This is a genomic window from Pseudomonas oryzicola (assembly GCF_014269185.2).
GTDB lineage: Bacteria > Pseudomonadota > Gammaproteobacteria > Pseudomonadales > Pseudomonadaceae > Aquipseudomonas > Aquipseudomonas oryzicola.
In genome coordinates this window covers 33,658-59,771 of record NZ_JABWRZ020000002.1, presented here as the reverse complement: position 1 = coordinate 59,771, position 26,114 = coordinate 33,658, and the positions used below count along the sequence as shown (strand labels likewise).

Here is a 26,114-nt window from a genome sequence, read left to right as displayed (position 1 = left end):
TAAAGCGAAACGTGTCGATGCAGGAGGTGGCGGTATGCATCGCTTGATCATCGAGGTGGACCGGCAGCTGTATCAGCGGCTGGAAAATGCGGCCCAGGTACATCACCTGAGCCTGGAGGCCGAGTGCCGACGCAGGCTGTCGGGGCTGGAATGCCAGTCGCACTATTTGCAGGCGCTGTTGGCAGAAATGCGCGCCGACGCCGCTGAAGGGCATTGGCGCGCCCGTGAAGACGAAAAGGCCTAGCGATTGCAGTTCATCGTTACTTCTTCTTGTTGCCGGCCACACAACTGGCATTGTCGAAGGCCTGGTCCATGATCGGCTGGTTGGTCTTGTAGACCGTGAAGCGGTAGACCATGACCGCGCCTTTGGACATCAGGTTGCGGAAGCCGGTGTTGCGGCACACGCTGTCACCCAGCTGGCTGCGAACCTGTTCCGGGTTGGCCTGCATGCGTTCGGCGTGGCTCTGGCGCACGCTCAGGTGGTTGATCAGCGCCTTGCCTTCCACGGTGTAACCCTGGTCGAGGATATCTTCGTTGATGGCCCGCGGGGTACCGACACTGCTCTCTTTGGCCACCTTCTGCAGCATGTTGTTCAGGTCGTAATCCTGCTTGGAGGCGGCATGGGCTGCCAGGGGCAGGGCGAGCATCAGGCTCAGGACGGGGGCGATACGGCGCAGCATGAATCTCTCCTGGTTCGATGACTGGCGCTTTGACATGCGCGGGTCGACGGCGTTCCGTGAACATCGCGAAGGCGCGAGGTTCGGGCACGTAAAAAAGCCGATTATAAGGAGCGCCTTGCCAGCTGCACAGCAATTGCCCCCTGTTCTGGTAGACTGGCGACCTTGTTTTCACCGAGCAATCCTTGTGTCCATTCCCAACCTGTCCAGAGGCCTGCCGGCATGAGCCATGCGGTAGCGCGCCTGCGCGCCGAACGCCTGGCGCGCAGCAACAAGCCCTTCATCGCCCGTGGCTCGCGTGCCGAACGTTGCCCGGAGTGCCGGGTCATCGCCAGCCATTGCCTGTGCGCCTGGAAACCACGGGTGCAGGCCGAATCCGGCGTGTGCCTGCTGATGCATGACACCGAGCCGCTGAAACCCACCAATACCGGATGGCTGATCGCCGACCTGATCGAAGACACCTCCGCCTTTGGCTGGTTGCGCACTTCGGTCGATGAACGCTTGCTGGCCCTGCTGGACGACCCGCGCTGGCAGCCCTATATCGTCTTCCCTGGCGAGTTCGTTGCCCAGGAACGCGTGGTCAGCGAGGTAGTGCGTGCGCCGGGCAAGCGTCCGTTGTTCATCCTGCTGGATGCCACCTGGACCGAGGCCCGCAAGATGTTCCGCAAAAGCCCGTACCTCGATCGCTTCCCGGTGTTGAGCCTGGCTGCCGAGCAGATGTCCCGCTACCGCCTGCGCCGCTCGCGGCGCGATGATCACTTCTGCACGGCGGAAGTGGCTGCCATGTGCCTCGACCTGGCCGGCGATAGCCAGGCTTCGCAGGCGCTGGACGCCTACCTGGACGTGTTCAGCCTGCATTACCTGAGCGGCAAGCGGCGCCTGCCGGTGGACGAGCAGGACGACACCCATCAGCGTTTGCATACCTTCCTATAGTCCAAGGGGCACAACCCCTGCTTTGGTTCATAATGAGCCTACCCGAGTGCCCGACACAGAACAGGATCCCTAGATCGATGGCCACTTACGAAATCCTGATTGCCGATGACCACCCGCTGTTCCGTGGTGCCCTGCGCCAGGCCGTTACCCTCGGCCTGGGCCCGGATGTGCGCCTGGTGGAGGTTGCCAGCATCGCCGAACTGGAAACCCGCCTGAGCGAAAAAGCCGACTGGGACCTGGTGTTGCTGGACCTGAACATGCCGGGTGCCTACGGTTTTTCCGGGCTGGTACTGCTGCGCGGGCAATACCCGCAGATCCCGGTGGTGATGGTGTCGGCACAGGAGGAGGCCGCTGTGGTGGTCAAGTCCCGCGAGTTTGGTGCCAGCGGCTTCATTCCCAAGTCCAGCACCCTGGAAGTGATCCAGGATGCGGTGCGCAAGGTGCTCGACGGCGAGGTCTGGTGGCCGCCGCAGGCGTTCGAAAAGGTCGACGTCTCGGCCGAGGCCAAGGCTGCCAGCGCAGGCCTGGCCAGCCTCACGCCGCAGCAGTTCCGCGTGCTGACCATGGTCTGCGAAGGCTTGCTGAACAAGCAGATCGCCTATGAGCTGAATGTGTCGGAAGCGACCATCAAGGCCCACGTGACCGCAATCTTCCGCAAGCTTGGCGTGCGTACCCGCACCCAGGCCGCGTTGCTGCTGCAACAACTTGAATCGGTTGCCAGCAGCTGACTGCTCTTGGATTCACGCTTTTTTGACCCTTGCCGCTCTAGGCTGCTGACCTCTCGGTTGTGAAGTGACTCACATGACATCGCCATTCAAGGGCCAGACCGGCCTCAAACGCATCTTCAACGCCGCCGGTTACTCGCTGGACGGCCTGCGTGCTGCCTTCAAGGGCGAGGCCGCGTTCCGCCAGCTGGTGCTGCTCAACGTGCTGCTGGTCCCGATTGCCTTCTGGCTGCCGGTCAGCCGTGCGGAGCGGGCGATCATGATCGCCGTATGCCTGTTGGGCTTGATCGTCGAGTTGTTCAACTCGGCAGTGGAGGCGGCCATCGACCGCATTTCGCTGGAGCGCCACCCGCTGTCGAAGAACGCCAAGGACATGGGCAGCGCCGCACAGCTGGTGGCGCTGACCATGGTGGCGCTGGTGTGGGGCGTGATCTTGCTTTAAGCGATCGGCGGCAGCACGATCTCGTCACTGCGGGTAAAGCCCGCAGTGAAGTTGCGGCACAGTTCGAGAAATTCGCGCATGGCCGAAGTCTGGTACTTCTGTTTGTGCCAGATGAAGTAGAACTGGCGGCTCAGGTCCAGCTCCGGGGTTTCCACCGCAACCAGGCTACCGCGACGGAAGGCGTCACGCAGGGCCAGGCGCGAAATGCAGCCGATACCCAGGCCTGACTCCACCGCGCGCTTGATGGCTTCGGTGTGCTCCAGTTCCAGGCGGATGTTGAGGTTGGTACGCTGATGACGCATGGCCTGGTCGAAGGTCAGGCGCGTGCCGGAGCCCTGTTCGCGAAGGATCCAGGCCTCCTGGGACAAGGTCTGCACATCGGCGCGGCCCAGTTTGGCCAGAGGGTGCTGTGGTGCACAGAACACCACCAGTTCGTCCTCGACCCAAGGTTGAACCTCCAGGTCGGGATGGTTGCAGTCGCCTTCGATCAGACCTAGATCAATTTCGTAGTGCGCAACCTGTTGCACGATATGTGCGGTGTTCTGCACATGCAGCTTTACCTGGCTCTCCGGGTGCACCTGCATGAAGCTGCCGATCAGCAGGGTGGCCAGGTAGTTGCCGATGGTCAGCGTGGCGCCGACCGCCAGCGAGCCGAAACCGGACTTGCCATTGAGCAGGTCTTCGATTTCCTTGGCCTGGTCGAGCAGGGCGACGGCCTGCGGCAACAGTTGCTGGCCCAGGGCATTGAGGCTCAGGCGCTTGCCGGCGCGGTCGAACAGCTGGCAGCTGGACTGGCGTTCCAGTTCAGTGATCGAGGTGCTGGCGGCCGATTGCGACAGGGCCAGCACACTCGCCGCCCGGGAGACGCTCTGGTGCTGGGCCACGGCCACGAAGACCTGCAGTTGACGAAGCGTGAATCGCATATCGATATAACCGATAACACATATCTTGATAATCCAGTTAACAGATATTGTCGCTGCCCCTAAACTATCGCGCAACTGCGCGTATGCGCGCGCCGCGTCTTTCTTCAGGAGCCCCATTCGATGAGCAACATGAACCACGAACGTGTCCTCAGTGTGCACCACTGGAACGACACCCTGTTCAGCTTCAAGTGCACCCGCGACCCGGGCCTGCGCTTCGAGAACGGTCAGTTCGTGATGATTGGCCTGCAGCAGGACAACGGTCGTCCGCTCATGCGCGCCTATTCCATCGCTTCGCCGAACTGGGAAGAGCACCTGGAATTCTTCAGCATCAAGGTGCCGGATGGCCCATTGACCTCGCAGTTGCAGCACCTGAAGGAAGGCGACGAGATCATCATCAGCAAGAAGCCTACCGGCACCCTGGTACTCGACGACCTGAACCCCGGCAAGCACCTGTACCTGCTGAGCACCGGCACTGGCCTGGCGCCGTTCATGAGCGTCATCCAGGACCCGGAAACCTACGAGCGCTTCGAGAAGGTGATCCTGGTGCACGGCGTGCGTTACGTGAACGAAGTGGCCTACCGCGAATTCATCACCGAGCACCTGCCGCAGAACGAGTTCTTCGGTGAAGCGGTACGCGACAAGCTGATCTACTACCCGACCGTGACCCGTGAGCCGTTCGAGAACCAGGGCCGCCTGACCGACCTGATGCGCAGTGGCAAGCTGTTCAGCGACATCGGTCTGCCACCGATCAACCCGCAGGACGACCGCGCGATGATCTGCGGCAGCCCGAGCATGCTCGACGAGACCAGCGAAGTGCTGGACAGCTTCGGCCTGAAGATCTCCCCGCGCATGCGCGAGCCGGGTGATTACCTGATCGAGCGTGCCTTCGTCGAGAAGTAAGGCTTAGCCAGGTACAAAGAAGGCGACTCTGGGGTCGCCTTTCTTATGCCTGCAATTTTCGTGTTTTGCGGTCCGGCCGTATCGTTGGCAAGCCAGATCAGCCTATTCGACACGCGTCTCGCCGCTGTACACCAGTATTCCCCGACACTGTCTGCACAGGTAGCGCCGCCCTTGGCGCACCAGCTTGTGCCGCTGTGCGGTAAACGGGAAATCGCTTTGTGGGCAAGGGCAGCGGTAGATATAGCGGGTAGCCACGCGTCGCTGCACTTCATAGTTGTGGCAACGGTTGGGCGGCAATTCGTACACGCCGCGCATGATCAGTTGCCACTCCTCACCATGGGCCTGGATGCGGTCACCGAACAGCTGGTGGGCCACCAGGTGCGCCACTTCATGGGCCACGGTCTGGCGCAGGAAATCTTCCTGGTTCTCCCGATAGAGTTGCAGATTGAAGCGCAGCAGGTTTTCGTGCAGGTGGGCGACCCCGGCTTTTTGCCCGCGCAGCTTGAAGCTGACTTCCGGGCGCGGGAAGGTGCGTTTGAAGAAGGTTTCGGCTTGCTGGTAACAGGTTTCGACGCGTTGTCTGAGCAGCTCGGGCATGGCGGGATGGTTCTCCTGGCCGAGCATTATGCCGCAACCCCGGGCTGCCTGCCGAGCCACCGGTCAGCGCACAGCCAGAGGCCGCCTTGCGGCGGCCCCCTGGTGATGCCCCAGTGTTGGTCCAGTTCTAGTTGGTGTACACGGGCCCCACGCCCAGGCCCCAGATAATCACCGTGGCAGCCATGATTGCCACCAGCACCACAAGGCCCACCGCCAGCACCGAACTGGAGAACAGGAAGCCCTCATCGGACGGTATGTTCATGAACGTGGGCAAACCCACATACAACAGATATACCGTGTAGCAGATGGCTGCGGTCCCTATCAGCATACCCAGCCACAGGTGCGGATACAGCGCCGCCAGGCCGCCGATGAACAACGGCGTGGCAGTGTAGGTGGCAAAGGCGATGCACTGTGCCATGGACGGGTTGGCATCGTAGGTGCGGGCCATCCAGTGGATGAATGCACCCATTACCGCCACCCCGGCGAGCATTGCCAGGTACGACATGATGCTCATCCAGATGGCGCTCTCCATGGTCAGCATCACCGCCGGTCGATCACCGATCACCCAGCCGACCTGGGTGGTACCGATGAACGCCGAAATGGCGGGGATCGCAGCCAGGATCAGGGTATGCGTCAGGTACATGTGGCTGATGGTTTCTTCTTCGCCACGAATCTCCCGCCATTCCTGGTCGGGATGGGTAAACAGCCCCACAACGTGATGAATCATGCCGATCACTCCTCTCAATGTTGCCAGACGCCCCCCAGATGGAGCGTAGCGGCCCCAGGCCCGAACACCGAAGCAAGCGGTAATGTGGCCCTATTTCGCAGTATAGGAAGCCGTTACCCACATAAACCGTGCTTTTTAGAGCAAATCGCGCTGTAGGGCCGGCTGCTGATTACCTTGAAGTCTTTATCGGGAATGCCTACAGCCCGGTCGCGTTTGTGCGTAAAATAGCCGGCTTTTGTCACACCTCGCGGATCCAAGCGCTATGGGCACCCTCTCGGTCAACCAGAACAAACTGCAAAAACGCCTGCGTCGTCTCGCCGGCGAAGCCATCACCGACTACAACATGATCGAGGATGGCGACAAGGTCATGGTCTGCCTGTCCGGCGGCAAGGACAGCTACACCATGCTCGACGTTCTGTTGCACCTGCAGAAGGTGGCACCGATCAAGTTCGAGATCGTCGCGGTGAACATGGACCAGAAGCAGCCGGGCTTCCCCGAGCATGTGCTGCCGGCCTACCTCAAGGAGCTGGGTGTCGAGTACCACATCGTCGAGAAGGACACCTACTCGGTGGTCAAGGAGCTGGTACCCGAAGGCAAGACCACCTGCTCGCTGTGCTCGCGCCTGCGCCGTGGCACCCTGTACACCTTCGCCGACGAAATCGGCGCGACCAAGATGGCGCTGGGGCACCACCGCGACGACATCGTCGAAACCTTCTTCCTCAACATGTTCTTCAACGGCGCGCTCAAGGGCATGCCGCCGAAGCTGCGTGCCGACGATGGCCGCAACGTGGTGATCCGCCCGCTGGCCTACTGCAGCGAGAAGGATATCCAGGCCTATTCGGACATGAAGGAATTCCCGATCATCCCGTGCAACCTGTGCGGCTCGCAGGAAAACCTGCAACGCCAGGTGGTCAAGGACATGCTGGTGGAGTGGGAGCGCAAGCACCCGGGCCGTACCGAGAGCATCTTCCGTGCCCTGCAGAACGTGGCCCCGTCACAACTGGCCGACCGCAACCTGTTCGACTTCACCAGCCTGAAAATCGACGAAAACGCCACGCCGCGTTTCCTTGACGTGCTGAATATCTGAGCCCATGCGCGATTACCAATGGCTGCATGAGTACTGCCTGAACCGCTTCGGCTCGGCCCAGGCCCTGGAGGCCTTCCTGCCGCAGCCGCGCACGCCGGCGCAACTGCGCGACATCAGCGACGACCGCTACCTGTCGACCCTGGCCCTGCGCGTGTTCCGCGCCGGGCTCAAGCACAGCCTGGTGGATGCCAAGTGGCCGGCATTCGAGCAGGTGTTCTTCGGCTTCGACCCGGAGAAGGTGGTACTGATGGGTGCCGAACACCTGGAGCGGCTGATGCATGACGAGCGCATCATTCGCCACCTGGGCAAGCTCAAGAGCGTGCCGCGCAATGCACAGATGGTGCTGGATATCGCGAAGGCGCACGGCAGCTTTGGCGCGTTCATCGCCGCCTGGCCGGTGACCGATATCGTCGGGTTGTGGAAGTACCTGGCCAAGCACGGCAACCAGCTGGGCGGGTTGTCGGCACCGCGCTTCCTGCGCATGGTCGGCAAGGATACCTTCATCCCTACCGATGACATGGCGGCGGCATTGATTGCGCAGAAGGTGATCGACAAGCCGCCGACCAGCCAGCGTGACCTGGCCCTGGTGCAGCAGGCGTTCAACCAGTGGCATGCCGAGAGTGGGCGGCCGCTGTGCCAGTTGTCGGTGATGCTGGCGCATACCGTCAACCATTGAGGTTTCCGGGGCCGCAAAGCGGCCCCATGATCAATTGCCTTCGCCGGCCAGGCGCCGCTCGTGCTGGAACTTCCAGCGCACATACAGCAACGCGGCGATGAACAGCCCCAGGCTCACCAGCACCTCGAGCCAGCCAAATACCGCCCGCGCCGGGTCGAACGCCGCCAGCACGCCCTTGATGAAGTAGATATTCACCACGAAGCAGGTCCAGGCATGCGCCCTGGCGCTGCCTGCCAGCATGCCTGGCAGCAACAACAGTAGCGGCACCAGTTCGATCGCCAGAATGACCTCGACCCGGGCCCCATGCAGGTTGGCGAACCCCAGGTTGTTCACCAGCAGCAGGACGATCAGGCCGAAGAAAAACGCCAGGCTCAGTGCCCGCGTCAGGCGCAGGCGCGGGGCCAGCCATTCCAGCGCTGGCAATACCTTGGGCTTTCTAGCCACGTGCAGCCTCCAGGGCCTTGGCGGTGGTCGCCAGGCGTTGGCCAAGGGCGCGGCACAGGGCGATCTCGTGGGCGTCCAGTTCGCGCTTGCCATCGGCCCCGGCATGGTGGCTGGCGCCATACGGCGTGCCACCGCCGCGGGTCTCGAGCAATGCCGATTCGCTGTACGGCAGACCCATGACCAGCATGCCGTGGTGCATCAGCGGCAGCATCATCGACAGCAGGGTGGTTTCCTGGCCGCCATGCAGGCTGGCGGTGGAGGTGAACACGCCAGCCGGCTTGCCGACCAGCTCACCGCCCAGCCACAGGCTGCTGGTGCCATCCAGGAAGTACTTGAGCGGCGCCGCCATGTTGCCGAAGCGGGTTGGGCTACCGAGTACCAGCCCGGCGCAGTGGCGCAGGTCGTCCAGGGTGGCGTACAGCGCGCCACTGGGCGGAATGTCCGGGGCTACCGCTTCGCATTCGGTGGAAATCGCCGGCACCGTGCGCAGGCGCGCCTCCAGGCCGGCCAGCTCGATGCCGCGGGCGATGTGCCTGGCCATCTCGCTGGTCGAGCCGTGGCGGCTGTAATACAGCACCAGGACATAGGACGCGGTCACGGCAGGATCTCCAGCACTTTCTCCGGCGGACGGCCAACCACGGCCTTGTCACCGGCGACCAGGATCGGCCGCTCGATCAGCTTGGGGTGGCGGGCCATGGCCTCGATCAGTTGCGCATCGCTCAGCGCCGGGTCGGCCAGGTTCAGGTCCTTGTATTCGTCTTCGCCGGTACGCAGCAACTGGCGCGGGCCGATGCCCAGCTTGCCGAGCAGGGCCGCGAGGGTGGCGGCGTCAGGCGGGGTCTCGAGGTAGCGCACGATGGTCGGCGCCAGGCCGCGGGCTTCGAGCAGTTCCAGCGCGCCGCGGGATTTCGAGCAGCGCGGGTTATGATAGAGCGTCAGGTCGGTCATGTCGGGTCGCATCCAGCAGGGTGTGGCGGCTATTCTAACCGCAGCGACTGACACATTTGCTTGAAAACTCGAGAAGGATTGACCCATGGCAAGGCGTCTGGCAGCAGTACTGGCCATCACCGCGAGCCTGTTGCTCGGTGGTTGCGGTGCCGATTATGGCGTGGACCAACACGGTAATACGGTTAAGGCCGAACAGATCGACGGGCACTGGCTGGTGCTCAACTACTGGGCCGAATGGTGCGGGCCGTGCCGTACCGAAATCCCTCAACTGAACGCTGCGGCCAAGCAATGGGCGGGCGACGGCATCAAGGTGGTGGGGGTGAACTTCGATGGCTTGCAGGGGCAGGACCTGAAGCAGGCCGCCGACACCCTGGGCATCAATTTCACCGTGCTGGCCCAGGACCCGGCCGAGCGCTATGACCTGCCGCGCAGCGAGGCGCTGCCGGTCACCTACATCATCGATGACAAGGGCAAGGTGCGCGAGCAGTTGATGGGCGAGCAGACTCTTGAAGGGCTGCAGGCCAGGATCAAGGCCCTGAAAGGCGCCTGATGCAATTGGGCCGCAAAGCGGCCCGACCGTCCTCAGCCTTCTTCAGGCCAGAAGCGTAGCGGCTTGCCCTCGGCTGGCCAGAAGCGCATCTGCTCGATCGGCGACACGTCCCAGCGTTGCACGGTTTCCAGCGCCTGCAAGAAGCGTTTTTCCTGCTCCATCAATGCCGGCGCGCACAGCTTGCGGGTCTTGCCGACCTTGCCGAAGCTCAGGTGCTCGCCTTCCAGCGTGTATGGCGCAAACCAATGGTTGCAACCTGCGTTGCCATAGGCACGGCCATCGTTGGCCAGGGTCAGGGTCAGGTGGCTGTAATCGATCAGCGGTCGTTCGCCAATCCACTCCAGTACATAGCTGCGCTCCTGCTGCAGCTTGGCAGGTTCAGCGGCGCAGCCCAGCAGGCCGGTGGCAATCAGCGCGCCGGTCAGCAGATTCTTCACTCGGCGCTCTCCTGACAACGCGGGCACAGGTGTTTTTCGCCACGGCTGGCCCAGCCCAGCTCGGCGATGCGCGCGCTGGCGGCGGGCTGGCGGGCTTTCTTGCCCAGCTTGGCGTCCACGGCAAATTCGAAATCCAGCACGGCGGTGCAGCTGTCGCATGCCACCTGCCAGGCAAGGATTTCCAGCTCGTTGAATACTGGGCCACTGGCGACGGCAACCCACTGGCCGCGTGGGTTGATCAGGTGGCGCACGCTCTCCACGGTCAGGCGCATGGACAGATCCTTGCTGCCCTTGAGGGTTACCAGCAGGGTATCGCCTTTGTGCATCGAGCCGCCGTTGCCGGTGACCTGGTAACGGCCCGGCACCAGCGCGCGGCACTCGATCAAGGTGTGTTGCGGGTTGAAAAGGGTGTAGCGAAAATCGTGCTCGACCATGGGTCCTCCAGAAATGCCGCGTATCCTAGCACTAACCCATCACCAGATTCTGTGGTTTGCCTGCCGCCCAGCGGTTGATGTTGTCCAGCGTGGTCGCAGCGATGGCATCCAGTGCCTCACGGGTGAGGAAGGCCTGGTGGGCAGTGACGATCACATTGGGGAAGGTCAGCAGGCGGGCCAGTACGTCGTCCTGCAGCGGCTGGTCGGAACGGTCCTCGAAGAACAGCTGGGCCTCTTCCTCATAAACGTCCAGGCCCAGGTAGCCGAGCTGGCCGCTTTTCAGCGCGTCGATCAGCGCCGGGGTATCGACCAGCGCGCCGCGGCCGGTGTTGATCAGCATGGCCCCGGGTTGCAGCTGGGCCAGGCTTTGCGCATTGATGAGGTGGCGAGTGTGCTCGTTCAGCGGGCAGTGCAGGCTGATGATACGGGCTTCGCGCAGCAGTTCGGGCAACGGCAGGTAGCGCGCGCCCAGGGCCAGCAGCTCCGGGCTGGAGTGGGGATCGTAGGCCAGCAGCTGGCAGCCGAAACCGGCCATGATGCGGGCGAACGCGGCGCCGATCTGGCCGGTACCGACCACGCCGACGGTCTTGCCGTGCAGGTCGAAGCCGGTCAGCCCATGCAAGGTGAAATCACCTTCGCGGGTACGGTTGTAGGCCCGATGCAGGCGGCGGTTGAGGGCCAGGATCAGCGCGACGGCGTGTTCCGCCACGGCATGCGGCGAATAGGCAGGCACCCGCACCACGCTCAGGCCCAGGCGCTGGGCGCTGGCCAGGTCGACATGGTTGTAGCCGGCCGAGCGCAAGGCGATCAGGCGCGTGCCGCCGGCGGCCAGGCGCTGCAGCACCGGGGCGTCGAGTTCGTCGTTGATGAAGGCGCAGACCACCTCGTAGCCATCGGCCAGGGCGGCAGTGTCGAGGGTCAGGCGGGCGGGCTGGAAATGCAGGTCGAGGGTGGTGCCGTGGGCGGCCCGGGTGAAGCTTTCCTGGTCGTAATGCTGGCTGCTGAACAACAGGGCGCGCATGGTGGGCTTCCTTTGCAGTGATCTGGGGATTGTAGCCAGCGGGCTGAAAGGGATGTTGACCTGGGTGGGCCCTATCGCCGCAAGCCGGCTCTCACCACGACCACTGTGGCCTGAAGCCCAGCGTAGTGTCTATGGCAGCTGGCTTGCCGACGACAGGGCCGGCAAGGTCAGGCGCTCAATCTGGCTTGGGCGGCCAGACGGTTGATTGCCGCATCCAGCTCATCCAGTGCCTGCTGCGCCTGCGGGTGCTCCTGCTTGAGCAGGGTTTCGCTGCGCTGGCAGGCGGCCCGCAGCTGCGGTACCCCGCAATAGCGCGAGGCGCCGTTCAGGCGGTGCACCTGTTCGATCAGCGTGGTGCGGTCGTCGGCCTCGCGGGCGGCACGTATGGCTTCGCGGTCGGTGTCCAGCGAGGCCAGCAGCATGCTCAGCATGTCTGCCGCCAGGTCCGCCTTGCCGGCCGCCAGGCGCAGGCCTTCCTCGGGGTCGAGCACCTGCAGTTCGTCGCCGTCGGCCAGTTGTTCGGCCAGGCGCTCCTGCCGTGGTGCGCCCAGGCTCAGCCCGGTCCATTTCATCACCACTTGGGCGAGCTGCCGTTCGCTGATCGGTTTGGTCAGGTAGTCGTCCATCCCGCCGTGCAGCAACGCGCGTTTCTCGTTGGCCATGGCGTGGGCGGTGAGGGCGATGATCGGTAGCGGGTTGCCGCTTTGGGTGTTTTCCCACAGGCGGATCTGCTCAGTGCAGGCGCGACCGTCCATGCCGGGCATCTGCACGTCCATCAGCACCAGGTCGAAGGGTTCGCTCTGCACCGCCTGCACCGCGGCGTAGCCGTTGTCGACGGCCAGCACCTCGGCCCCCAGGTCTTCGAGCAGGGTCTGCACCAGAAGCAGGTTGGCCGGATTGTCGTCGACACAGAGGATCTTCGGCTGGCGCTGACCGTTGACGCTGTTTGCCTCGCCATGCGGGCGGCGCGGTTGTACCAGCTCCAGCAACAGGCGCCGGAGCTTGCGTGTGCAGGTCGGCTTGGACAGCAGCTGGCCATGCCCATTGGGCAGGTAGGGATGGTACAGCGCCTGCTCGGTAGTCGGGCACAGCACCACGCACTGGCAATGGTAACGTTCCAGCTGCTGGTGGTAATGGCCCAGTTGTGCGGGCGACAGGTTGCCCAGGTTGGCCCCGAGCACGGCGAACTCGAACGGCTGGCCGGCCTGGCTGGCGGCCTGCACGCCCTGCAGCAACTGGTCGTAGGAGCTGAACAGGCTGACGCTGAGGCCGCAGTCTTCCAGTTGATGTTCCAGCGCCTGGCGGGCCAGTTCGTGGCCATCGACAATGGCCGCGCGGCGGCCCAGCAGCGGTTGCAATGGCTGCTCCTGGAGATCGTCGTGGGCCTTGGGCAGGTTGAGGCTGATCCAGAACTGCGATCCCTCGCCTGGGGTACTGTCAACGCCGATTTCGCCGCCCATCTGCTCGATCAGGCGCTTGGAAATCACCAGGCCCAGGCCGGTGCCGCCGGGCTGGCGCGCCAGCGAGTTGTCGGCCTGGCTGAACGCCTGGAACAGCGTGCGCACATCCTGGGGCGACAGGCCGATACCGGTGTCCTGCACACTGATGCGCAACTGCGCGCTGTCTTCATGCTCGTCATCGAGCATGGCGCGCACGACGATGGTGCCTTCGCGGGTGAACTTGATGGCGTTGCTGACCAGGTTGGTGAGGATCTGCTTGAGCCGCAGCGGGTCGCCGATCAGCGACGATGGCGTGTCGCGGTAGATCAGGCTGAGCAGCTCCAGCTGCTTGGCATGGGCGGCCGGGGCGAGGATGGTCAGGGTGTCCTGGATCAGGTCGCGCAGGTTGAACGGAATGCTGTCGAGCACCAGCTTGCCGGCCTCGATCTTGGAGAAGTCGAGGATCTCGTTGATGATCCCCAGCAGGTTGTCGGCGGACTTCTCGATGGTGCTCAGGTAGTCCAGCTGGCGCGGTGTCAGCTCGCTTTTCTGCAGCAGGTGGGTAAAACCGAGGATGCCGTTGAGCGGGGTGCGGATTTCATGGCTCATGTTGGCCAGGAATTCCGACTTGATGCGGCTGGCCTCCAGGGCTTCCTTGCGCGCCATGTCCAGCTCGATGTTCTGGATCTCGATGGTTTCGAGGTTCTGCCGCACGTCCTCGGTCGCCTGGTCGATGCTGTGCTGCAGTTCTTCGTGGGCGTTGTGCAGGGTCTCGGCCATGCGGTTGATACCGCGTGCCAGTTCGTCCAGCTCATGGCTGCCCAGGGCCGGCAGGCGCTCTTCCAGATGGCCGTCCTTGAGCTGGTTGACTACGTGCTTGATACGCTCGATGGGGTCGTTGATGGTGCGGCTCATGCGCAGGGCCAGCAAGCCGCTGAGCACCAGGCAGGCGAGGATCAGCAACAGGCTGGTGAACAGGTTGCGGTAGCCACGCAGCAGCGTGCCGTCGTGGGACAGTTCGATCTCGACCCAGCCCAGCAGGCGTTCGGCTTCGGCCGGCACGGCATCGGTGGCCAGGTCGCGGTGGTGGCCAAACACTGGCATCAGGTAGCGCGTGGCGTCATTGCCGCTGCGCTGCAGCAACTGCATGCCGGTGCCGCCGCTCGGCGGCTGGTTGAGCATGCTCGGGCCGGCGTGGGCCAGGCGGGTGCGGTCCGGGGCCAGGAAGGTGACGGCGCGCACATCGGCCTGCTCCAGGGTTTGCGCGGCAATGCGCTCCAGTTGCGCCGGGGCCAGCCTGGCCATGGCTGGCGCGGCTAGCGGTGCCAGCTGTTCGGCAATCATCTTGCCGCGTTGCAGCAACTGGGTGCGCAGGTCATTTTGCTGCAGCCAGGTGAAGTAACTGCCCAGCACCAGGGCCATCAGGCCGGCTGGCAACAAGGCCAGCAGCAGGACCCGGCTGCGAATTCCCAAGCGATCGAGCACACTCGCCTCCTGTCATGTGCCTGGACGCCGTCAAGCGAGGACGGCCAAGGCGGGAAGTTACTCCGCCCGCCGTGCTATTGCACCTGTTTAGTACGTGTTTTGCACCGGTTGTGGCGCATTGGTCGCGGGGCGGTTGCCCGGCAGGCGCAGGATGCCCAATAATTGCACAATTGAGAATGCATGACAGTTGCCAATGAATCCTGAAGCCGTTCACAACTCCAATATCCTCGCCATCGAGGATGACCCGGTCCTGGGTGCCTATCTGCACGAAGAGTTGCAGCGCGGCGGTTACCAGGTAACCTGGTGCCGCAATGGCCTGGAGGGCCTGGAAACGGCAGGGTGTCGCGCCTTCGATGTGGTGCTGATGGACATCCTGCTGCCCGGGCTCAACGGCCTGGATGCCCTGGCGCAGTTGCGCAAACGCAGCGCCACGCCGGTGATCCTGATGTCGGCACTGGGTGCCGAGGCCGACCGCATCAACGGTTTCCAGCGCGGTGCCGACGATTACCTGCCCAAGCCGTTCAGCATGGCCGAATTGCGGGTGCGCATCGAGGCGATCCTGCGCCGGGTGGCCCTCGAGCGTCGCCACCGAGCCCCGCAGGCGCAGCCCGCCACGGGCGGGCTGCATTATGACGACGGGCTGTGCGACGTACGCCTGGATGGCCGCCTGGCCGGCCTCACCCCCAGCGAATACCGCTTGCTGGATATCCTCAACCGCAACCCCGAAGAGGTACTGAGCAAGCCGTTCCTGTACCAGCAGGTGTTGCAGCGGGGGTATTCCCGGCATGACCGCAGCCTGGACATGCACGTCAGCCAGATCCGTCGCAAGCTCAAGGCTGTCGGCTATCACGCACAGCAGGTGCGTACCGTGTGGGGCAAGGGCTACGTGCTCAGCGCCAGCGAGGCGCAATGAGCCATGCTCGACCGCCACTCGTTGTTCTGGAAGCTGGCGATTCTGCTGGTGGGCTTCTGCCTGCTGATGATCGGTCTCAGCTACACCTGGGGCCGGCACATGGAAACCCAGGACGCCTTTCTTTCGGCGCCGGCGCGCCAGGTGTTGCAGGGCTATGCCAGCGAAGCCGAGCAGGCCTGGCGCAGCGGCGGGCGGGCAGGGCTGGACCGCTGGGTGGCGGCGATGCGCCAGCGCGAACGCGGTTGGGTGGGTGTGTTCGACCTCAACCTGCGACCGCTTGACAGCGCCAGCCTCGACCCGCAGGTCATGCAGCACTTGACCCGCCTGCGCGGGGTCGACTGGCCGATGAGTCAGCGTACTGTGGGCCAGCCATGGCTGCGCATACCATTTCCGGGGGCGCCGGAGCAAGGCATGCTGGTGATCGAACTGCCGCAGCGTTTCAACCCTGGCCAGTACCGGTTGTTATGGCGCATCGTTACCAACGGCATCATCCCCGGCCTGTTTACCCTGCTGTTGTGCGTAGGGCTTTACCGCATGCTGATCGTGCCATTGAACCAGCTGCGCGAGCAGGCCAATGCCTGGCGCGCCGACCAGCTGTCGGCGCGCCTGGACTCGCGCACCACTGCCCGGCACGACGAGCTGGGCGAACTGGCCCGCGCCTTCGACCAGATGGCCGAGCGCTTGCAGGGTACGGTGGCCATGCAACAGCAATTGCTGCGCGACCTGTCCCACGAAATGCGTACGCCGCTCAGCCGGCTGCGTGTGGCCTGCGAGAGTGAAACCGACCTGCCGCGCCTGCGGGAACGCCTGTCACGGGAACTGGGCTGCATGCAGCAATTGGTCGAAGATACCCTGCAACTGGCCTGGCAGGACGCCGAGCGGGCGCCGATGAACCTGGAGCCGATCGAGGTTCAAGCCTTGTGGGAGTTGCTGGCCGAAAACGCCAGCTACGAGAGCGGCTGGTCGCTGGCGCGGCTGCGTTGTGACGTGCCGGCCGACTGCTGGGTGCAGGGCAACCTCAACCACCTGGCCCAGGCGCTGGAGAACCTGTTGCGCAACGCCATTCGTCATTCGCCGGGCGAGGGTGTGGTGCGCTTGGGAGGGCAGCGTGAAGGCAACTATTGGAAGCTGTGGCTGGAGGATCAAGGCGGCGGAGTGGCCGAACAGGACCTGGAACGGATCTTTGCGCCGTTTTCCCGGCTGGACGGGTCGCGGCCCGGGGACGGTGGCTTCGGCCTGGGGCTGAGCATCGCCCGCAGTGCCATCCAGCGCCAGGGCGGGACGTTATGGGCGCAGAATGGCAAGTGCGGGCTGCGCTTGTTGATGAGGTTGCCGGCACAGGTCACGCCTTTATAGCTTGTAGCTATAACCACCACAGATTGCGTGATATGGCCGGAAAGGGTTTGCCGGTATGATAGTCGCCCCTGCCGTCCGGATTGTGAAATACGCCATGACCTTGCAGTACCCAACCATCGCCGATTGCGTCGGCAATACGCCTCTGGTTCGCCTGCAGCGCATCGCTGGCCAAACCAGCAATACCCTCCTGCTCAAGCTCGAAGGTAACAATCCTGCCGGCTCGGTGAAGGACCGCCCGGCACTGTCGATGATCACCCGCGCCGAACTGCGCGGCCAGATCAAGCCAGGCGACACCTTGATCGAAGCCACCTCCGGCAACACCGGCATAGCCCTGGCGATGGCGGCGGCGATCAAGGGCTACAAGATGATCCTGATCATGCCCGACAACTCCACCGCCGAACGCAAGGCCGCCATGACCGCCTACGGCGCCGAGCTGATCCTGGTGACCAAGGAAGAAGGCATGGAAGGCGCCCGTGACCTGGCCGAGAAGCTGCAGGCCGAAGGCCGTGGCCTGGTGCTGGACCAGTTCGCCAACGGCGACAACCCGATCGCCCATTACACCAGCACCGGCCCGGAGATCTGGCAGCAGACCCAGGGCACCATCACCCATTTCATCAGCTCCATGGGTACCACCGGTACCATCATGGGCTGCTCGCAGTACCTCAAGGAACAGAACCCGGCGGTGCAGATCATCGGTCTGCAACCGATGGAAGGTTCGGCCATCCCGGGCATCCGCCGCTGGCCCGAGGAGTACCTGCCGAAAATCTTCGACGCCACCCGCGTTGACCGTGTGCTCGACATGTCGCAGCAGGAAGCCGAAGACACCACCCGTCGCCTTGCCCGTGAAGAGGGCATTTTCTGTGGCGTGTCTTCCGGTGGTGCGGTCGCGGCCATGCTGCGCCTGTCCCGCGAGGTGGAAAATGCCACGATGGTTGCGATCATCTGCGACCGTGGCGACCGTTACCTGTCCACCGGCCTGTTCGACCTGAGCTAAATGTCCAAGAAAAAAAGCAACAGCGGCCTGCGTTTCCAGCCGGCCGGCGGCAACCGCACCCCCCAGGTACCTGTGGGCAAGAAGCAGCGGCTGGACATCGAGCGCCTGGCCGGTGACGGCCGGGGTATCGCCTTCTTCGAGGGGCGCACCTGGTTCGTCAGTGGCGCCCTGGCCGGAGAAACCGTGGAGGCGCGGGTGCTCAATGCCCGCGGCAAAGTGGTCGAAGCCCGCCTGGAGCGGCTGCTGCAGGCCAGCCCCGAGCGCCGTGAGGCGCCTTGCCGGCATTACGACCGTTGTGGCGGCTGTAACCTGCAGCACCTGCCGCACGAGGCGCAACTGGCGCTCAAGCAGCGCACCCTTGCCGAGCAACTGCAGCGGGTGGCCGGCGTGCAGCCTGAAGAATGGGCGGCACCGCTGAGCGGGCCGGAATTCGGCTATCGCCGCCGCGCCCGCGTGGCGGTGCGCTGGGATGCCAAGGCACGCCAACTGCAGGTGGGCTTCCGCGCCGAAGCCAGCCAGGACATCATTGCCATCGACGACTGCGTGGTGCTGGTACAGCCCTTGCAGTCGATTCTGCGCCACTTGCCGACCGTGCTGCATTCCTTGAGCAAACCGCAGGCGCTGGGCCATGTCGAATTGTTCAGCGGCACCGCCGAGGCGCTGCTGGTGCGCCATGTCGCACCGCTGCCGGCAGAAGACCTGGCCAGGCTGCAAGCGTTCTGCGAGCAGGCCAAGGCGCAACTGTGGCTGCAAGGCGAAGGTGAGCCGGCGCCGGTGCAGGCGACAGCGCAACTGGGCTTCGCCCTGGCGCCATGGCAGTTGGAACTGGCCTGGCGCCCGGGTGACTTCGTGCAGGTGAATGCCCAGGTCAACACGGCGATGATCGAGCAGGCCTTGGCCTGGCTTGCACCGCAGGCCGACGAGCGTGTGCTGGACCTGTTCTGCGGCCTGGGCAACTTCGCCTTGCCGCTGGCGCGCCAGGCGCGCGAGGTGGTGGCAGTGGAAGGCGTGCAGGCCATGGTCGATCGGGCCGCAGCCAATGCCCGAAACAACAATGTGCATAACGCACGGTTTTTTCAGGCCGATTTATCGCAGCCTTTGGCAGGCACCGGATGGGCCGCCGAGGGCTTTTCTGCGGTACTCTTGGATCCACCGCGCGACGGTGCTTTCGAGGTGGTGCAAGGCATCGCCCGCCTCAAGGCCAAACGGCTGGTCTACGTGTCGTGCAATCCGGCCACGCTGGCGCGAGACGCCCAGGTGCTGGTCGGCCAGGGGTACCGGTTAAAAAGGGCCGGGATTCTCGACATGTTTCCTCAAACGGCGCATGTCGAGGCCATGGCGTTATTCGAAGCGGGCTAGCTGACTGGCCCCTTGGTGCGGCTTTCAGGGAATGGCAGCCGCACGGTGATTGCCAGCGCGCCCGCGTGGTGTGCTGTATGGAAAGGTAAAACAAAGATGGTACAGGTGAGAGTGCACCAGCCGGTCAACACCGACGGCAGTATCAATCTCGAAGCATGGTTGGATCATGTGGTGAGCGTCGATTCGGCACTGGATCGCGCAGCGCTGAAAGAGGCCTGCGAGTTCGCCCATGAAGTCGAGAAAAAAGGCAACCCGGCCAAGCATTCCTGGGCGGACGGGACGTCCAGCTTCCAGGCGGGCCTGGAAATTGCCGAAATCCTTGCCGACCTCAAGCTCGACCAGGATTCCCTGGTGGCGGCGGTCATCTACCGCTCGGTGCGCGAGGGCAAGGTGACCCTGGCCGAGGTCAGCCAGCGTTTCGGCCCGGTGGTGTCCAAGCTGATCGACGGCGTGCTGCGCATGGCGGCCATCAGTGCCAGCCTCAGCCCGCGGCAGTCGCTGGTGCTGGGGTCGCAGGCGCAGGTCGAGAACCTGCGCAAGATGCTCGTGGCCATGGTCGATGATGTGCGCGTGGCGCTGATCAAGCTGGCCGAGCGCACCTGTGCGATCCGTGCGGTCAAGGCTGCCGATGACGAGAAACGCCTGCGGGTCGCCCGCGAGGTGTTCGACATCTATGCGCCGCTGGCGCACCGCCTGGGCATCGGCCACATCAAGTGGGAGCTGGAAGACCTGTCCTTCCGCTACCTTGAGCCTGACCAGTACAAACAGATTGCCAAGCTGCTGCACGAGCGGCGGCTGGACCGCGAGCGCTTCATCGCCGACGTGATGAACCAGCTGCAGAACGAACTGTTGGCCACCGGCGTGAAGGCCGATATCAGCGGCCGGGCGAAACATATCTATTCGATCTGGCGCAAGATGCAGCGCAAGGGCCTGGAGTTCAGCCAGATCTATGACGTGCGTGCGGTACGCGTGCTGGTGCCGGAAATCCGCGACTGCTACACCGCGCTGGGCATCGTGCACACGCTGTGGCGGCACATTCCCAAGGAGTTCGACGACTACATCGCCAACCCCAAGGAAAACGGCTACCGCTCGCTGCACACCGCCGTGATCGGCCCCGAGGGCAAGGTGCTGGAGGTGCAGATCCGCACTCATGGCATGCACGAGGAGGCCGAGCTCGGGGTTTGCGCCCACTGGCGCTACAAGGGTACCGACGTCAAGTCCAGCTCCAACCATTACGAAGAGAAGATCTCCTGGCTGCGTCAGGTGCTGGAATGGCACGAAGAACTGGGCGACATCGGTGGCCTGGCCGAGCAGTTGCGGGTCGATATCGAGCCGGACCGGGTCTACGTGTTCACCCCTGACGGCCACGCCATCGACCTGCCCAAGGGTGCCACCCCGCTGGACTTCGCCTACCGCGTGCACACCGAAATCGGTCACAACTGCCGCGGCGCCAAGATCAACGGGCGCATCGTGCCGCTCAACTACAGCCTGCAGACCGGCGAGCAGGTCGAGATCATCACCAGCAAGCACGGCAACCCCAGCCGTGACTGGTTGAACTCCAACCTGGGTTACGTCACCACCTCGCGCGCACGGGCCAAGATCGTGCACTGGTTCAAGCTGCAGGCGCGCGACCAGAACGTCGCCGCCGGCAAGACATTGCTCGAGCGCGAACTCAGCCGCCTGGGCCTGCCGCAAGTGGACTTCGAGCGCCTGGCCGAGAAGACCAACGTCAAGACCGCCGAAGACATGTTCGCCTCGCTCGGCGCCGGCGACCTGCGCCTGGCCCACCTGGTCAACGCGGCCCAGCAGTTGCTGGAGCCTGAGCGCATCGAACAGATCGAACTGGTGCCGCGCAAGCCTACCGGGCCGCGGACCGGCAAGCGGGGCGACATCCAGATCCAGGGTGTCGGCAACCTGTTGACACAGATGGCCGGCTGCTGCCAGCCGCTGCCGGGCGACGCCATCGTCGGCTACATTACCCAAGGCCGCGGCGTGAGCATCCACCGCCAGGACTGTGCCTCGGTGCTGCAGCTGGCGGGCAAGGAGCCCGAGCGCATGATCCAGGTCAGCTGGGGACCGATCCCGGTGCAGACCTACCCGGTCGATATCATGATACGTGCCTACGACCGCCCGGGCCTGCTGCGCGACGTGTCGCAGGTGCTGCTGAACGAGAAAATCAACGTGTTGGCGGTGAACACCCGCTCGAACAAGGAAGACAACACCGCATTGATGTCGCTGACCATCGAGATTCCCGGCCTGGACGCGCTGGGGCGCCTGCTGGGGCGGATCTCGCAGTTGCCGAACATCATCGAGACGCGGCGTAACCGTACCCCTTGATAACCTGGATGGGGGCCGCTGTGCGGCCCATCGCCGGCAAGCCAGCTCCCACAGGTATTCCACGGCCTTCAAGCTTGTGCACTATCTGTCGGAGCCGGGTTGCCGGTGATCGGGGGCAAAGCCCCGCCGAGGAATAATTGACCATGACCTACACCCTTGACGATCTGCTGCACCTCATGGCCCGCCTGCGCGACCCGCAGTACGGCTGCCCGTGGGACCTGCAGCAGAACTACGCGAGCATCGTCCCGCACACCATCGAAGAAGCCTACGAGGTTGCCGACACCATCGAGCGTGGCGATTTCGAGCATCTGCAAGGTGAACTGGGCGACCTGCTGTTCCAGGTGGTCTACTACAGCCAGCTGGCCCGCGAAGAGGGGCGCTTCGAATTCGATGGCGTGGTCGACAGCATCACCCGCAAACTCATTCGCCGCCATCCGCATGTGTTTCCCACCGGTGAGCTGTATGCGCCGGTGGACACCCCAAGCTTGAGCGAGGCCCAGGTCAAGTCGCGCTGGGAAGAAATCAAGGCCGAGGAGCGTGCGGAAAAGTGCCAGCCTGAACAGTTGTCGCTGCTCGACGATGTGCCAGCGGCATTGCCGGCGTTGTCGCGTGCCGCCAAACTGCAAAAGCGCGCGGCCACCGTCGGTTTCGACTGGCCTGAGGCATTGCCCGTGCTGGACAAGGTCCGCGAGGAACTGGACGAAGTGCTGCAGGCCATGGCCGACGGCGATGGCGATGCGCTCGAGGATGAAATCGGTGACCTGCTGTTCGCCACCGTCAACCTGGCCCGCCACCTCAAGCACGACCCGGAACATGCCCTGCGCCGCGCCAACCGCAAGTTCGAACGGCGTTTTCGCTTCATCGAACAGGTGTTGCGCGACAGTGGGCGCCCCATCGAAGATTGTAACCTTGACGAGCTGGATGCCCTATGGGGTGAAGCCAAACGTCAGGAAAAGAACCTGCCCAGCTGCGGCTGAGCTGTTGCATAAGTGAGTGAACATTCATGAGCCTTTCCCTTCGCGACCAATTGCTCAAAGCCGGTCTGGTCAACCAGAAACAGGTTTCCCAGGCCAACAAGGCCGAGAAGAAACAGAAACGCCTGGAGCATAAAGGCCAGGTCGAGGTGGACGACAGCCAGCAGCGCATGGCCAAGGAAGCCATGGCCGAAAAGGCCAAGCGTGACCAGGAACTGAACCGCCAGCAGCAGGAGAAGGCCGAGCAGAAGGCCCGGGCGGCGCAGATCAAGCAACTGATCGAAGCCACCCGCCTGCCCAAATTGAACACCGAGGACTACTACAACTTCGTCGACGACAAGAAGGTCAAGCGCATTGCCGTCAATGCCCTGATGCGCACCAAGCTGAGCAATGGCGCGTTGGCCGTGGTGTCGTTTGCCGGTGGTTATGAGGTGATCCCCCGCGAAGCGGCGGTGAAGATCCAGGAACGCGACCCCAGCCGTATCCTGCTGCTCAACACCCATGTCGAGGAAGCGGACGAGGACGACCCGTATGCGGCCTACAAGATCCCGGACGATCTGATGTGGTAAACAGCAAAAACCCCGCCTTGGCGGGGTTTTTCATGGGAAGCGGATTTACTGCGTGGTGCGCTGGTTTTCCAGGTTTTCCAGCTCGACCCGGTACTGGTGCGCTTCGTGTTCGTTGTGGAACATGCCCACCAGTTGACCTTGTTGGTGTACATCCCAGATCCGCACGCCAGCGGCCAGGCCTTCGTGGGACATTTTCGATTCGTCGCGTTCGGTTACTTGGACTGTCATCGGTAAACTCCACTGCTTGAGTTGGCTGCGACACGGTGTCGCACGCCCCTTTTATAGAGTTTGTTAGCAGGCTAAGTAAATAAAACCGGCATGAAACAAGTTTCATGGAAGCCGGAGCGCAGTCAAATGTGGGAGCGCACCTTCTCCAGTGCAGAAAAAAGCCCCGCACAAGGCGGGGCTTCGGGTGCTGCTGGCAGCGCTGGCTCAGTTGCCCTTCACCGGCTTGCCATCGACCGTGCCATCCTGCAGCACGATCACGTATTCCTTGCCATCGGTTTCGACCTGGCGCAGCTGCACCAGCAGGTAATCCCAGTTCTTGGCAAACCACAGCTCGGTGATGCGCTTGCTCTGGCTAGGGTCACGTACACGCTCGACCTTCACCGCATCGACCTGGCCGGTCTTGGTGGTGACCTTTTCGGTGCCCAGGACGCGGAAGTCGTAGGTGTCGATCTCGTCACCGTCGACCACCTGGTAGGTCATGCTTTTCTTGCCAGCGGCCACGTCATGTTGCAGGGCCAGCTGGTAGGACGACTTGTCCAGCACGCCACGGTTCAGCGGCAGGTTGATGGCATCGCCACGATCGCTGCCGGTAACCTTCTTGGCGTTCCAGTCGAAGTTCAAGTCCACCTTCTTGGCCTTGCCCAGGCCGCCGCGCTCGAAGTGATACTGCTGCGGCAGCAGGGTATCGTTGTCCATGCGCAGGGTGCTTTGCTCGGTCAGGCTGGCGATCATCATGGAGGCCTTGAAGTTAAGGTCCCAGGTACCGTTGGCATTCTTGACCAGGCTGCGCTCGGCGGTGCCGCTCATGGGCAGCTGCTTCCAGTCGGCGGTGTAACTGGCCGAGAAAGGCTTCAGATCAGCTGCCTGGAGCGGCAGGGCGAGCACGGCGAGAGCCAAGAGCAGGGCGCGACGCATAAATTCTCCTAGGATCGAATCAGGTGACCGCTGGCCGCCAAGGGTTGGCCATCCAGTAATGCGCCGTATTCGCCAAGACGCAAGCGCCCTTCAGCATACCAGCGCACCGCCAGCGGGTAGATCAGATGTTCCTGACGGTGTACCCGCTGGGCCAGGCTTTCGACGGTGTCGTCAGACACCACCGGCACTACAGCCTGTACGACCAATGGGCCGCCATCGAGTTCCTCAGTCACGAAGTGTACGCTGCAGCCGTGCTCGGCGTCGCCTGCCTCCAGTGCCCGCCGATGGGTATGCAGGCCCTTGTACTTGGGCAGCAGCGACGGGTGGATATTGAGCAGGCGACCCTGGTAGTGACGCACGAAGTCACCACTGAGGATGCGCATGAAACCGGCCAGCACCACCAGGTCCGGAGCAAAGCCGTCGATGCGCGCCATCAGCGCGGCATCGAAGGCTTCACGGCTGTCGAACTGGGTGTGCTCGAGCACGACGCTGTCGATGCCGGCCGCCGCAGCGCGTTGCAGCCCGTAGGCGTCGGCGCGGTTGGAAACCACCGCGCGGATGCACACCGGGCTGTCCTGGCCTTGGCAACTGTCGATCAGGGCTTGCAGGTTGCTGCCGGAGCCCGACAGCAGTACCACTACATTGCAGGTCTTGCTTGGCATCAGTGTGCCTTGAGGTTCTGCAGCTCGACCTGGGCAGCGCCCTCGGCGGCTTCGGCGATGTGACCGATCACCCATGGCTGCTCGCCAGCGGCGCGCAGTTCGTTCAGTGCAGCTTCTACCTGGTCCTGGGCTACGCAGATGACCATGCCGACGCCGCAGTTCAGCACGCGGTGCATTTCATGCTCGTCGACGTTGCCTTTTTCCTGCAGGAAGTCGAACACCGCCGGGCGCTGCCAGCTGGCCACGTCGATGACCGCCTGGGCGTTGGCCGGCAGTACGCGCGGGATGTTGTCCAGCAGGCCGCCACCGGTGATGTGGGCCATGGCCTTGACCGCGCCGGTGTTCTTGATCAGCTGCAGCAGCGGCTTGACGTAGATGCGGGTCGGTGCCATCAGCAGCTCGGTCAGCGGCTTGCCGTCCAGCTGGGTGTTCTCGATGTCGGTGGCGGACACTTCGAGGATCTTGCGGATCAGCGAATAGCCGTTGGAGTGCGGGCCCGAGGAGGGCAGGGCGATCAGCGCGTCGCCGGTAGCGACCTTGGAACCGTCGATGATCTCGGCCTTTTCTACCACGCCGACGCAGAAGCCGGCCAGGTCGTAGTCTTCGCCTTCGTACATGCCCGGCATCTCGGCGGTTTCACCGCCGACCAGCGAGCAGCCGGCCAGTTCGCAACCGGCGCCAATGCCGGTGACCACGGTGGCAGCCACATCGACGTTGAGCTTGCCGGTGGCATAGTAGTCGAGGAAGAACAGCGGCTCGGCACCGCACACCACCAGGTCGTTGACGCACATGGCGACCAGGTCCTGGCCGATGCTGTCGTGCTTGTTCAGGTTCAGCGCCAGGCGCAGCTTGGTGCCGACGCCGTCGGTGCCGGAGACCAGCACCGGTTGCTTGTAGCCGGCCGGGATCTCGCAGAGGGCGCCGAAGCCGCCCAGGCCACCCATGACTTCAGGGCGTGCGGTGCGTTTTGCCACGCCCTTGATGCGTTCGACCAGTGCTTCGCCGGCGTCGATGTCTACACCGGCGTCCTTGTAGCTCAGGGAGGGTTGCTTGCTCATTGATCCAGGCCTTTAGGAGGGAGGGATTCTAAAAAACGACCATGACGGCCAAGGCCGGCTGGTAGGCGGCGGCTGCCTGAAACGTCAGTGGTCTGTGAAGGCGCGCGATTTTATCAGGGTTGCCGGGCAGCGGCCATCCTCAGGCCGACGGGCAGGGCGGTAATTGTTGAAAAAAGCCTGAGGGTGGTTGATGTGGTTGCATATGTATAAGCTGCAAGCAACGGGCTTCACGCTGCGCGACACGCCAGCCTGGTGCTCGGCCTGCTTTTTCTTGCAGCGTCAGGCTTGCGGCCTGATGCTCGAC

30 protein-coding genes are annotated in these 26,114 nt (G+C 63.5%); 15 read left to right on the top strand and 15 right to left on the bottom strand.

The genetic code is table 11. From position 1 onward, the window contains the following. The first annotated feature begins 34 nt into the window (after positions 1-34). Positions 35-244, top strand: a complete 210-nt coding sequence (locus HU760_RS18360) for a hypothetical protein (RefSeq protein WP_186679132.1) — start codon at positions 35-37, stop codon at positions 242-244. A gap of 16 nt (positions 245-260) precedes the next feature. Here the strand turns inward: HU760_RS18360 and HU760_RS18355 are convergent, their stop codons facing one another. Further along, positions 261-680, bottom strand: coding sequence for a quorum-sensing-regulated virulence factor family protein (locus tag HU760_RS18355; RefSeq protein ID WP_186679130.1), 420 nt, complete (start codon positions 678-680; stop codon positions 261-263). A gap of 219 nt (positions 681-899) precedes the next feature. Here HU760_RS18355 and HU760_RS18350 point away from each other — a divergent pair, with 219 nt between their 5' ends. From HU760_RS18350 to HU760_RS18340, 3 genes are all read left to right on the top strand, one after another. Then, positions 900-1,610, top strand: a complete 711-nt coding sequence (locus tag HU760_RS18350; RefSeq protein ID WP_186679128.1) for a tRNA-uridine aminocarboxypropyltransferase — start codon at positions 900-902, stop codon at positions 1,608-1,610. 77 nt (positions 1,611-1,687) lie between these two features. Then, positions 1,688-2,338 (top strand): response regulator transcription factor ErdR, encoded by a 651-nt coding sequence (gene erdR / locus HU760_RS18345; protein ID WP_186679125.1) that lies wholly within the window; start codon positions 1,688-1,690, stop codon positions 2,336-2,338. Between the two features lie 73 nt (positions 2,339-2,411). After that, on the top strand, positions 2,412-2,777 hold the full coding sequence (locus tag HU760_RS18340) for a diacylglycerol kinase (RefSeq protein ID WP_004375479.1): 366 nt from the start codon (positions 2,412-2,414) through the stop codon (positions 2,775-2,777). Here the strand turns inward: HU760_RS18340 and finR are convergent. Further along, complete coding sequence (gene finR / locus HU760_RS18335; protein WP_186679123.1) at positions 2,774-3,700, bottom strand: LysR family transcriptional regulator FinR; 927 nt, start codon at positions 3,698-3,700, stop codon at positions 2,774-2,776. The two genes, HU760_RS18340 and finR, sit on opposite strands and share 4 nt — an antisense overlap. Before the next feature lie 120 nt (positions 3,701-3,820). Between finR and fpr the strand changes: the two genes are divergently transcribed. Further along, positions 3,821-4,600, top strand: a complete 780-nt coding sequence (fpr, locus tag HU760_RS18330; protein ID WP_023381933.1) for a ferredoxin-NADP reductase — start codon at positions 3,821-3,823, stop codon at positions 4,598-4,600. A gap of 102 nt (positions 4,601-4,702) precedes the next feature. On the opposite strand, the gene HU760_RS18325 is transcribed toward fpr, so the two are convergent. Together HU760_RS18325 and HU760_RS18320 are read right to left on the bottom strand one after the other, a co-directional pair. Continuing rightward, positions 4,703-5,197, bottom strand: a complete 495-nt coding sequence (locus tag HU760_RS18325) for a SprT family zinc-dependent metalloprotease (protein ID WP_186679122.1) — start codon at positions 5,195-5,197, stop codon at positions 4,703-4,705. A 127-nt stretch (positions 5,198-5,324) separates the two neighbouring features. After that, complete coding sequence (locus HU760_RS18320; protein ID WP_012270925.1) at positions 5,325-5,924, bottom strand: Yip1 family protein; 600 nt, start codon at positions 5,922-5,924, stop codon at positions 5,325-5,327. A gap of 262 nt (positions 5,925-6,186) precedes the next feature. Between HU760_RS18320 and ttcA the strand changes: the two genes are divergently transcribed. Both ttcA and HU760_RS18310 read left to right on the top strand, forming a co-directional pair. Then, on the top strand, positions 6,187-7,011 hold the full coding sequence (gene ttcA, locus HU760_RS18315; protein WP_012270926.1) for a tRNA 2-thiocytidine(32) synthetase TtcA: 825 nt from the start codon (positions 6,187-6,189) through the stop codon (positions 7,009-7,011). 4 nt (positions 7,012-7,015) lie between these two features. Continuing rightward, complete coding sequence (locus HU760_RS18310; RefSeq protein WP_186679121.1) at positions 7,016-7,687, top strand: DNA-3-methyladenine glycosylase I; 672 nt, start codon at positions 7,016-7,018, stop codon at positions 7,685-7,687. A 30-nt stretch (positions 7,688-7,717) separates the two neighbouring features. On the opposite strand, the gene HU760_RS18305 is transcribed toward HU760_RS18310, so the two are convergent. The 3 genes from HU760_RS18305 to arsC are packed head-to-tail and all read right to left on the bottom strand — an operon-like array spanning position 7,718 to position 9,079. Further along, the gene (locus HU760_RS18305) at positions 7,718-8,131 is read right to left on the bottom strand and encodes a DUF2069 domain-containing protein (RefSeq protein WP_186679120.1); all 414 of its coding nucleotides are present in this window, start codon (positions 8,129-8,131) and stop codon (positions 7,718-7,720) included. Further along, a complete protein-coding gene (wrbA, locus tag HU760_RS18300) occupies positions 8,124-8,729 on the bottom strand; it encodes an NAD(P)H:quinone oxidoreductase (protein WP_186679115.1) in 606 nt (201 codons plus the stop codon). Before wrbA ends, HU760_RS18305 begins: the two co-directional genes overlap by 8 nt. Then, positions 8,726-9,079 (bottom strand): arsenate reductase (glutaredoxin), encoded by a 354-nt coding sequence (gene arsC, locus HU760_RS18295; RefSeq protein WP_186679113.1) that lies wholly within the window; start codon positions 9,077-9,079, stop codon positions 8,726-8,728. The genes wrbA and arsC overlap by 4 nt, the downstream gene beginning before the upstream one ends. Before the next feature lie 85 nt (positions 9,080-9,164). Here arsC and HU760_RS18290 point away from each other — a divergent pair, with 85 nt between their 5' ends. Further along, positions 9,165-9,629 carry a TlpA disulfide reductase family protein gene (locus HU760_RS18290; protein ID WP_186679111.1) on the top strand — a complete coding sequence of 155 codons (465 nt, stop codon included), beginning with the start codon at positions 9,165-9,167 and terminating at the stop codon, positions 9,627-9,629. A gap of 32 nt (positions 9,630-9,661) precedes the next feature. On the opposite strand, the gene HU760_RS18285 is transcribed toward HU760_RS18290, so the two are convergent. From HU760_RS18285 to HU760_RS18270, 4 genes are all read right to left on the bottom strand, one after another. Beyond that, positions 9,662-10,066 carry an META domain-containing protein gene (locus HU760_RS18285; protein WP_186679109.1) on the bottom strand — a complete coding sequence of 135 codons (405 nt, stop codon included), beginning with the start codon at positions 10,064-10,066 and terminating at the stop codon, positions 9,662-9,664. Further along, complete coding sequence (locus HU760_RS18280; protein ID WP_186679107.1) at positions 10,063-10,500, bottom strand: hypothetical protein; 438 nt, start codon at positions 10,498-10,500, stop codon at positions 10,063-10,065. Before HU760_RS18280 ends, HU760_RS18285 begins: the two co-directional genes overlap by 4 nt. A gap of 31 nt (positions 10,501-10,531) precedes the next feature. Next, entirely contained in the window at positions 10,532-11,521 is a 990-nt protein-coding gene (locus HU760_RS18275; RefSeq protein WP_186679105.1) for a 2-hydroxyacid dehydrogenase, read from the bottom strand. Between the two features lie 167 nt (positions 11,522-11,688). After that, entirely contained in the window at positions 11,689-14,445 is a 2,757-nt protein-coding gene (locus HU760_RS18270; RefSeq protein WP_186679102.1) for a response regulator, read from the bottom strand. Between the two features lie 193 nt (positions 14,446-14,638). On the opposite strand from HU760_RS18270, the gene HU760_RS18265 reads away from it, so the two are divergent. The 7 genes from HU760_RS18265 (at position 14,639) to HU760_RS18235 (ending at position 22,947) form a co-directional block, all read left to right on the top strand. Further along, positions 14,639-15,358: a response regulator transcription factor gene (locus tag HU760_RS18265; RefSeq protein WP_186679100.1), complete on the top strand. Its 720-nt coding sequence runs from the start codon at positions 14,639-14,641 to the stop codon at positions 15,356-15,358. Positions 15,359-15,361: 3 nt separating this feature from the next. Next, positions 15,362-16,714 carry a sensor histidine kinase gene (locus tag HU760_RS18260; protein WP_186679098.1) on the top strand — a complete coding sequence of 451 codons (1,353 nt, stop codon included), beginning with the start codon at positions 15,362-15,364 and terminating at the stop codon, positions 16,712-16,714. A 94-nt stretch (positions 16,715-16,808) separates the two neighbouring features. Continuing rightward, positions 16,809-17,708: a cysteine synthase CysM gene (gene cysM, locus HU760_RS18255; protein ID WP_186679096.1), complete on the top strand. Its 900-nt coding sequence runs from the start codon at positions 16,809-16,811 to the stop codon at positions 17,706-17,708. Next, entirely contained in the window at positions 17,709-19,067 is a 1,359-nt protein-coding gene (rlmD, locus tag HU760_RS18250) for a 23S rRNA (uracil(1939)-C(5))-methyltransferase RlmD (protein WP_186679094.1), read from the top strand. It begins immediately after the preceding gene. Positions 19,068-19,163: 96 nt separating this feature from the next. Then, positions 19,164-21,404: a GTP diphosphokinase gene (relA, locus tag HU760_RS18245; protein WP_186679084.1), complete on the top strand. Its 2,241-nt coding sequence runs from the start codon at positions 19,164-19,166 to the stop codon at positions 21,402-21,404. Between the two features lie 143 nt (positions 21,405-21,547). Next, on the top strand, positions 21,548-22,381 hold the full coding sequence (mazG, locus tag HU760_RS18240) for a nucleoside triphosphate pyrophosphohydrolase (protein ID WP_186679082.1): 834 nt from the start codon (positions 21,548-21,550) through the stop codon (positions 22,379-22,381). Positions 22,382-22,407: 26 nt separating this feature from the next. Next, on the top strand, positions 22,408-22,947 hold the full coding sequence (locus HU760_RS18235) for a DUF2058 domain-containing protein (RefSeq protein ID WP_186679080.1): 540 nt from the start codon (positions 22,408-22,410) through the stop codon (positions 22,945-22,947). 45 nt (positions 22,948-22,992) lie between these two features. On the opposite strand, the gene HU760_RS18230 is transcribed toward HU760_RS18235, so the two are convergent. From HU760_RS18230 to purM, 4 genes are all read right to left on the bottom strand, one after another. Beyond that, a complete protein-coding gene (locus HU760_RS18230; protein ID WP_060483692.1) occupies positions 22,993-23,175 on the bottom strand; it encodes a hypothetical protein in 183 nt (60 codons plus the stop codon). A 204-nt stretch (positions 23,176-23,379) separates the two neighbouring features. After that, positions 23,380-24,090, bottom strand: coding sequence for a DUF3108 domain-containing protein (locus tag HU760_RS18225; protein WP_170028715.1), 711 nt, complete (start codon positions 24,088-24,090; stop codon positions 23,380-23,382). 8 nt (positions 24,091-24,098) lie between these two features. After that, the gene (gene purN, locus HU760_RS18220) at positions 24,099-24,752 is read right to left on the bottom strand and encodes a phosphoribosylglycinamide formyltransferase (protein ID WP_186679079.1); all 654 of its coding nucleotides are present in this window, start codon (positions 24,750-24,752) and stop codon (positions 24,099-24,101) included. After that, the gene (gene purM, locus HU760_RS18215) at positions 24,752-25,810 is read right to left on the bottom strand and encodes a phosphoribosylformylglycinamidine cyclo-ligase (RefSeq protein ID WP_186679078.1); all 1,059 of its coding nucleotides are present in this window, start codon (positions 25,808-25,810) and stop codon (positions 24,752-24,754) included. The genes purN and purM overlap by 1 nt, the downstream gene beginning before the upstream one ends. Positions 25,811-26,114 lie beyond the last annotated feature (304 nt).

What these genes read in the sequence shown, in the direction of transcription:
- purN (WP_186679079.1), bottom strand. Translation starts at nt 24,752, where the DNA reads ATGCCAAGCAAGACCTGCAATGTAGTGGTACTGCTGTCGGGCTCCGGC.
- HU760_RS18260 (WP_186679098.1), top strand. Translation starts at nt 15,362, where the DNA reads ATGCTCGACCGCCACTCGTTGTTCTGGAAGCTGGCGATTCTGCTGGTG.
- HU760_RS18230 (WP_060483692.1), bottom strand. Translation starts at nt 23,175, where the DNA reads ATGACAGTCCAAGTAACCGAACGCGACGAATCGAAAATGTCCCACGAA.
- HU760_RS18360 (WP_186679132.1), top strand. Translation starts at nt 35, where the DNA reads ATGCATCGCTTGATCATCGAGGTGGACCGGCAGCTGTATCAGCGGCTG.
- cysM (WP_186679096.1), top strand. Translation starts at nt 16,809, where the DNA reads ATGACCTTGCAGTACCCAACCATCGCCGATTGCGTCGGCAATACGCCT.
- HU760_RS18350 (WP_186679128.1), top strand. Translation starts at nt 900, where the DNA reads ATGAGCCATGCGGTAGCGCGCCTGCGCGCCGAACGCCTGGCGCGCAGC.
- HU760_RS18290 (WP_186679111.1), top strand. Translation starts at nt 9,165, where the DNA reads ATGGCAAGGCGTCTGGCAGCAGTACTGGCCATCACCGCGAGCCTGTTG.
- arsC (WP_186679113.1), bottom strand. Translation starts at nt 9,079, where the DNA reads ATGACCGACCTGACGCTCTATCATAACCCGCGCTGCTCGAAATCCCGC.
- HU760_RS18225 (WP_170028715.1), bottom strand. Translation starts at nt 24,090, where the DNA reads ATGCGTCGCGCCCTGCTCTTGGCTCTCGCCGTGCTCGCCCTGCCGCTC.
- HU760_RS18235 (WP_186679080.1), top strand. Translation starts at nt 22,408, where the DNA reads ATGAGCCTTTCCCTTCGCGACCAATTGCTCAAAGCCGGTCTGGTCAAC.
- rlmD (WP_186679094.1), top strand. Translation starts at nt 17,709, where the DNA reads ATGTCCAAGAAAAAAAGCAACAGCGGCCTGCGTTTCCAGCCGGCCGGC.
- HU760_RS18280 (WP_186679107.1), bottom strand. Translation starts at nt 10,500, where the DNA reads ATGGTCGAGCACGATTTTCGCTACACCCTTTTCAACCCGCAACACACC.
- mazG (WP_186679082.1), top strand. Translation starts at nt 21,548, where the DNA reads ATGACCTACACCCTTGACGATCTGCTGCACCTCATGGCCCGCCTGCGC.
- HU760_RS18265 (WP_186679100.1), top strand. Translation starts at nt 14,639, where the DNA reads ATGAATCCTGAAGCCGTTCACAACTCCAATATCCTCGCCATCGAGGAT.
- HU760_RS18355 (WP_186679130.1), bottom strand. Translation starts at nt 680, where the DNA reads ATGCTGCGCCGTATCGCCCCCGTCCTGAGCCTGATGCTCGCCCTGCCC.
- relA (WP_186679084.1), top strand. Translation starts at nt 19,164, where the DNA reads ATGGTACAGGTGAGAGTGCACCAGCCGGTCAACACCGACGGCAGTATC.
- erdR (WP_186679125.1), top strand. Translation starts at nt 1,688, where the DNA reads ATGGCCACTTACGAAATCCTGATTGCCGATGACCACCCGCTGTTCCGT.
- HU760_RS18340 (WP_004375479.1), top strand. Translation starts at nt 2,412, where the DNA reads ATGACATCGCCATTCAAGGGCCAGACCGGCCTCAAACGCATCTTCAAC.
- ttcA (WP_012270926.1), top strand. Translation starts at nt 6,187, where the DNA reads ATGGGCACCCTCTCGGTCAACCAGAACAAACTGCAAAAACGCCTGCGT.
- HU760_RS18275 (WP_186679105.1), bottom strand. Translation starts at nt 11,521, where the DNA reads ATGCGCGCCCTGTTGTTCAGCAGCCAGCATTACGACCAGGAAAGCTTC.
- HU760_RS18320 (WP_012270925.1), bottom strand. Translation starts at nt 5,924, where the DNA reads ATGATTCATCACGTTGTGGGGCTGTTTACCCATCCCGACCAGGAATGG.
- finR (WP_186679123.1), bottom strand. Translation starts at nt 3,700, where the DNA reads ATGCGATTCACGCTTCGTCAACTGCAGGTCTTCGTGGCCGTGGCCCAG.
- fpr (WP_023381933.1), top strand. Translation starts at nt 3,821, where the DNA reads ATGAGCAACATGAACCACGAACGTGTCCTCAGTGTGCACCACTGGAAC.
- purM (WP_186679078.1), bottom strand. Translation starts at nt 25,810, where the DNA reads ATGAGCAAGCAACCCTCCCTGAGCTACAAGGACGCCGGTGTAGACATC.
- HU760_RS18325 (WP_186679122.1), bottom strand. Translation starts at nt 5,197, where the DNA reads ATGCCCGAGCTGCTCAGACAACGCGTCGAAACCTGTTACCAGCAAGCC.
- HU760_RS18310 (WP_186679121.1), top strand. Translation starts at nt 7,016, where the DNA reads ATGCGCGATTACCAATGGCTGCATGAGTACTGCCTGAACCGCTTCGGC.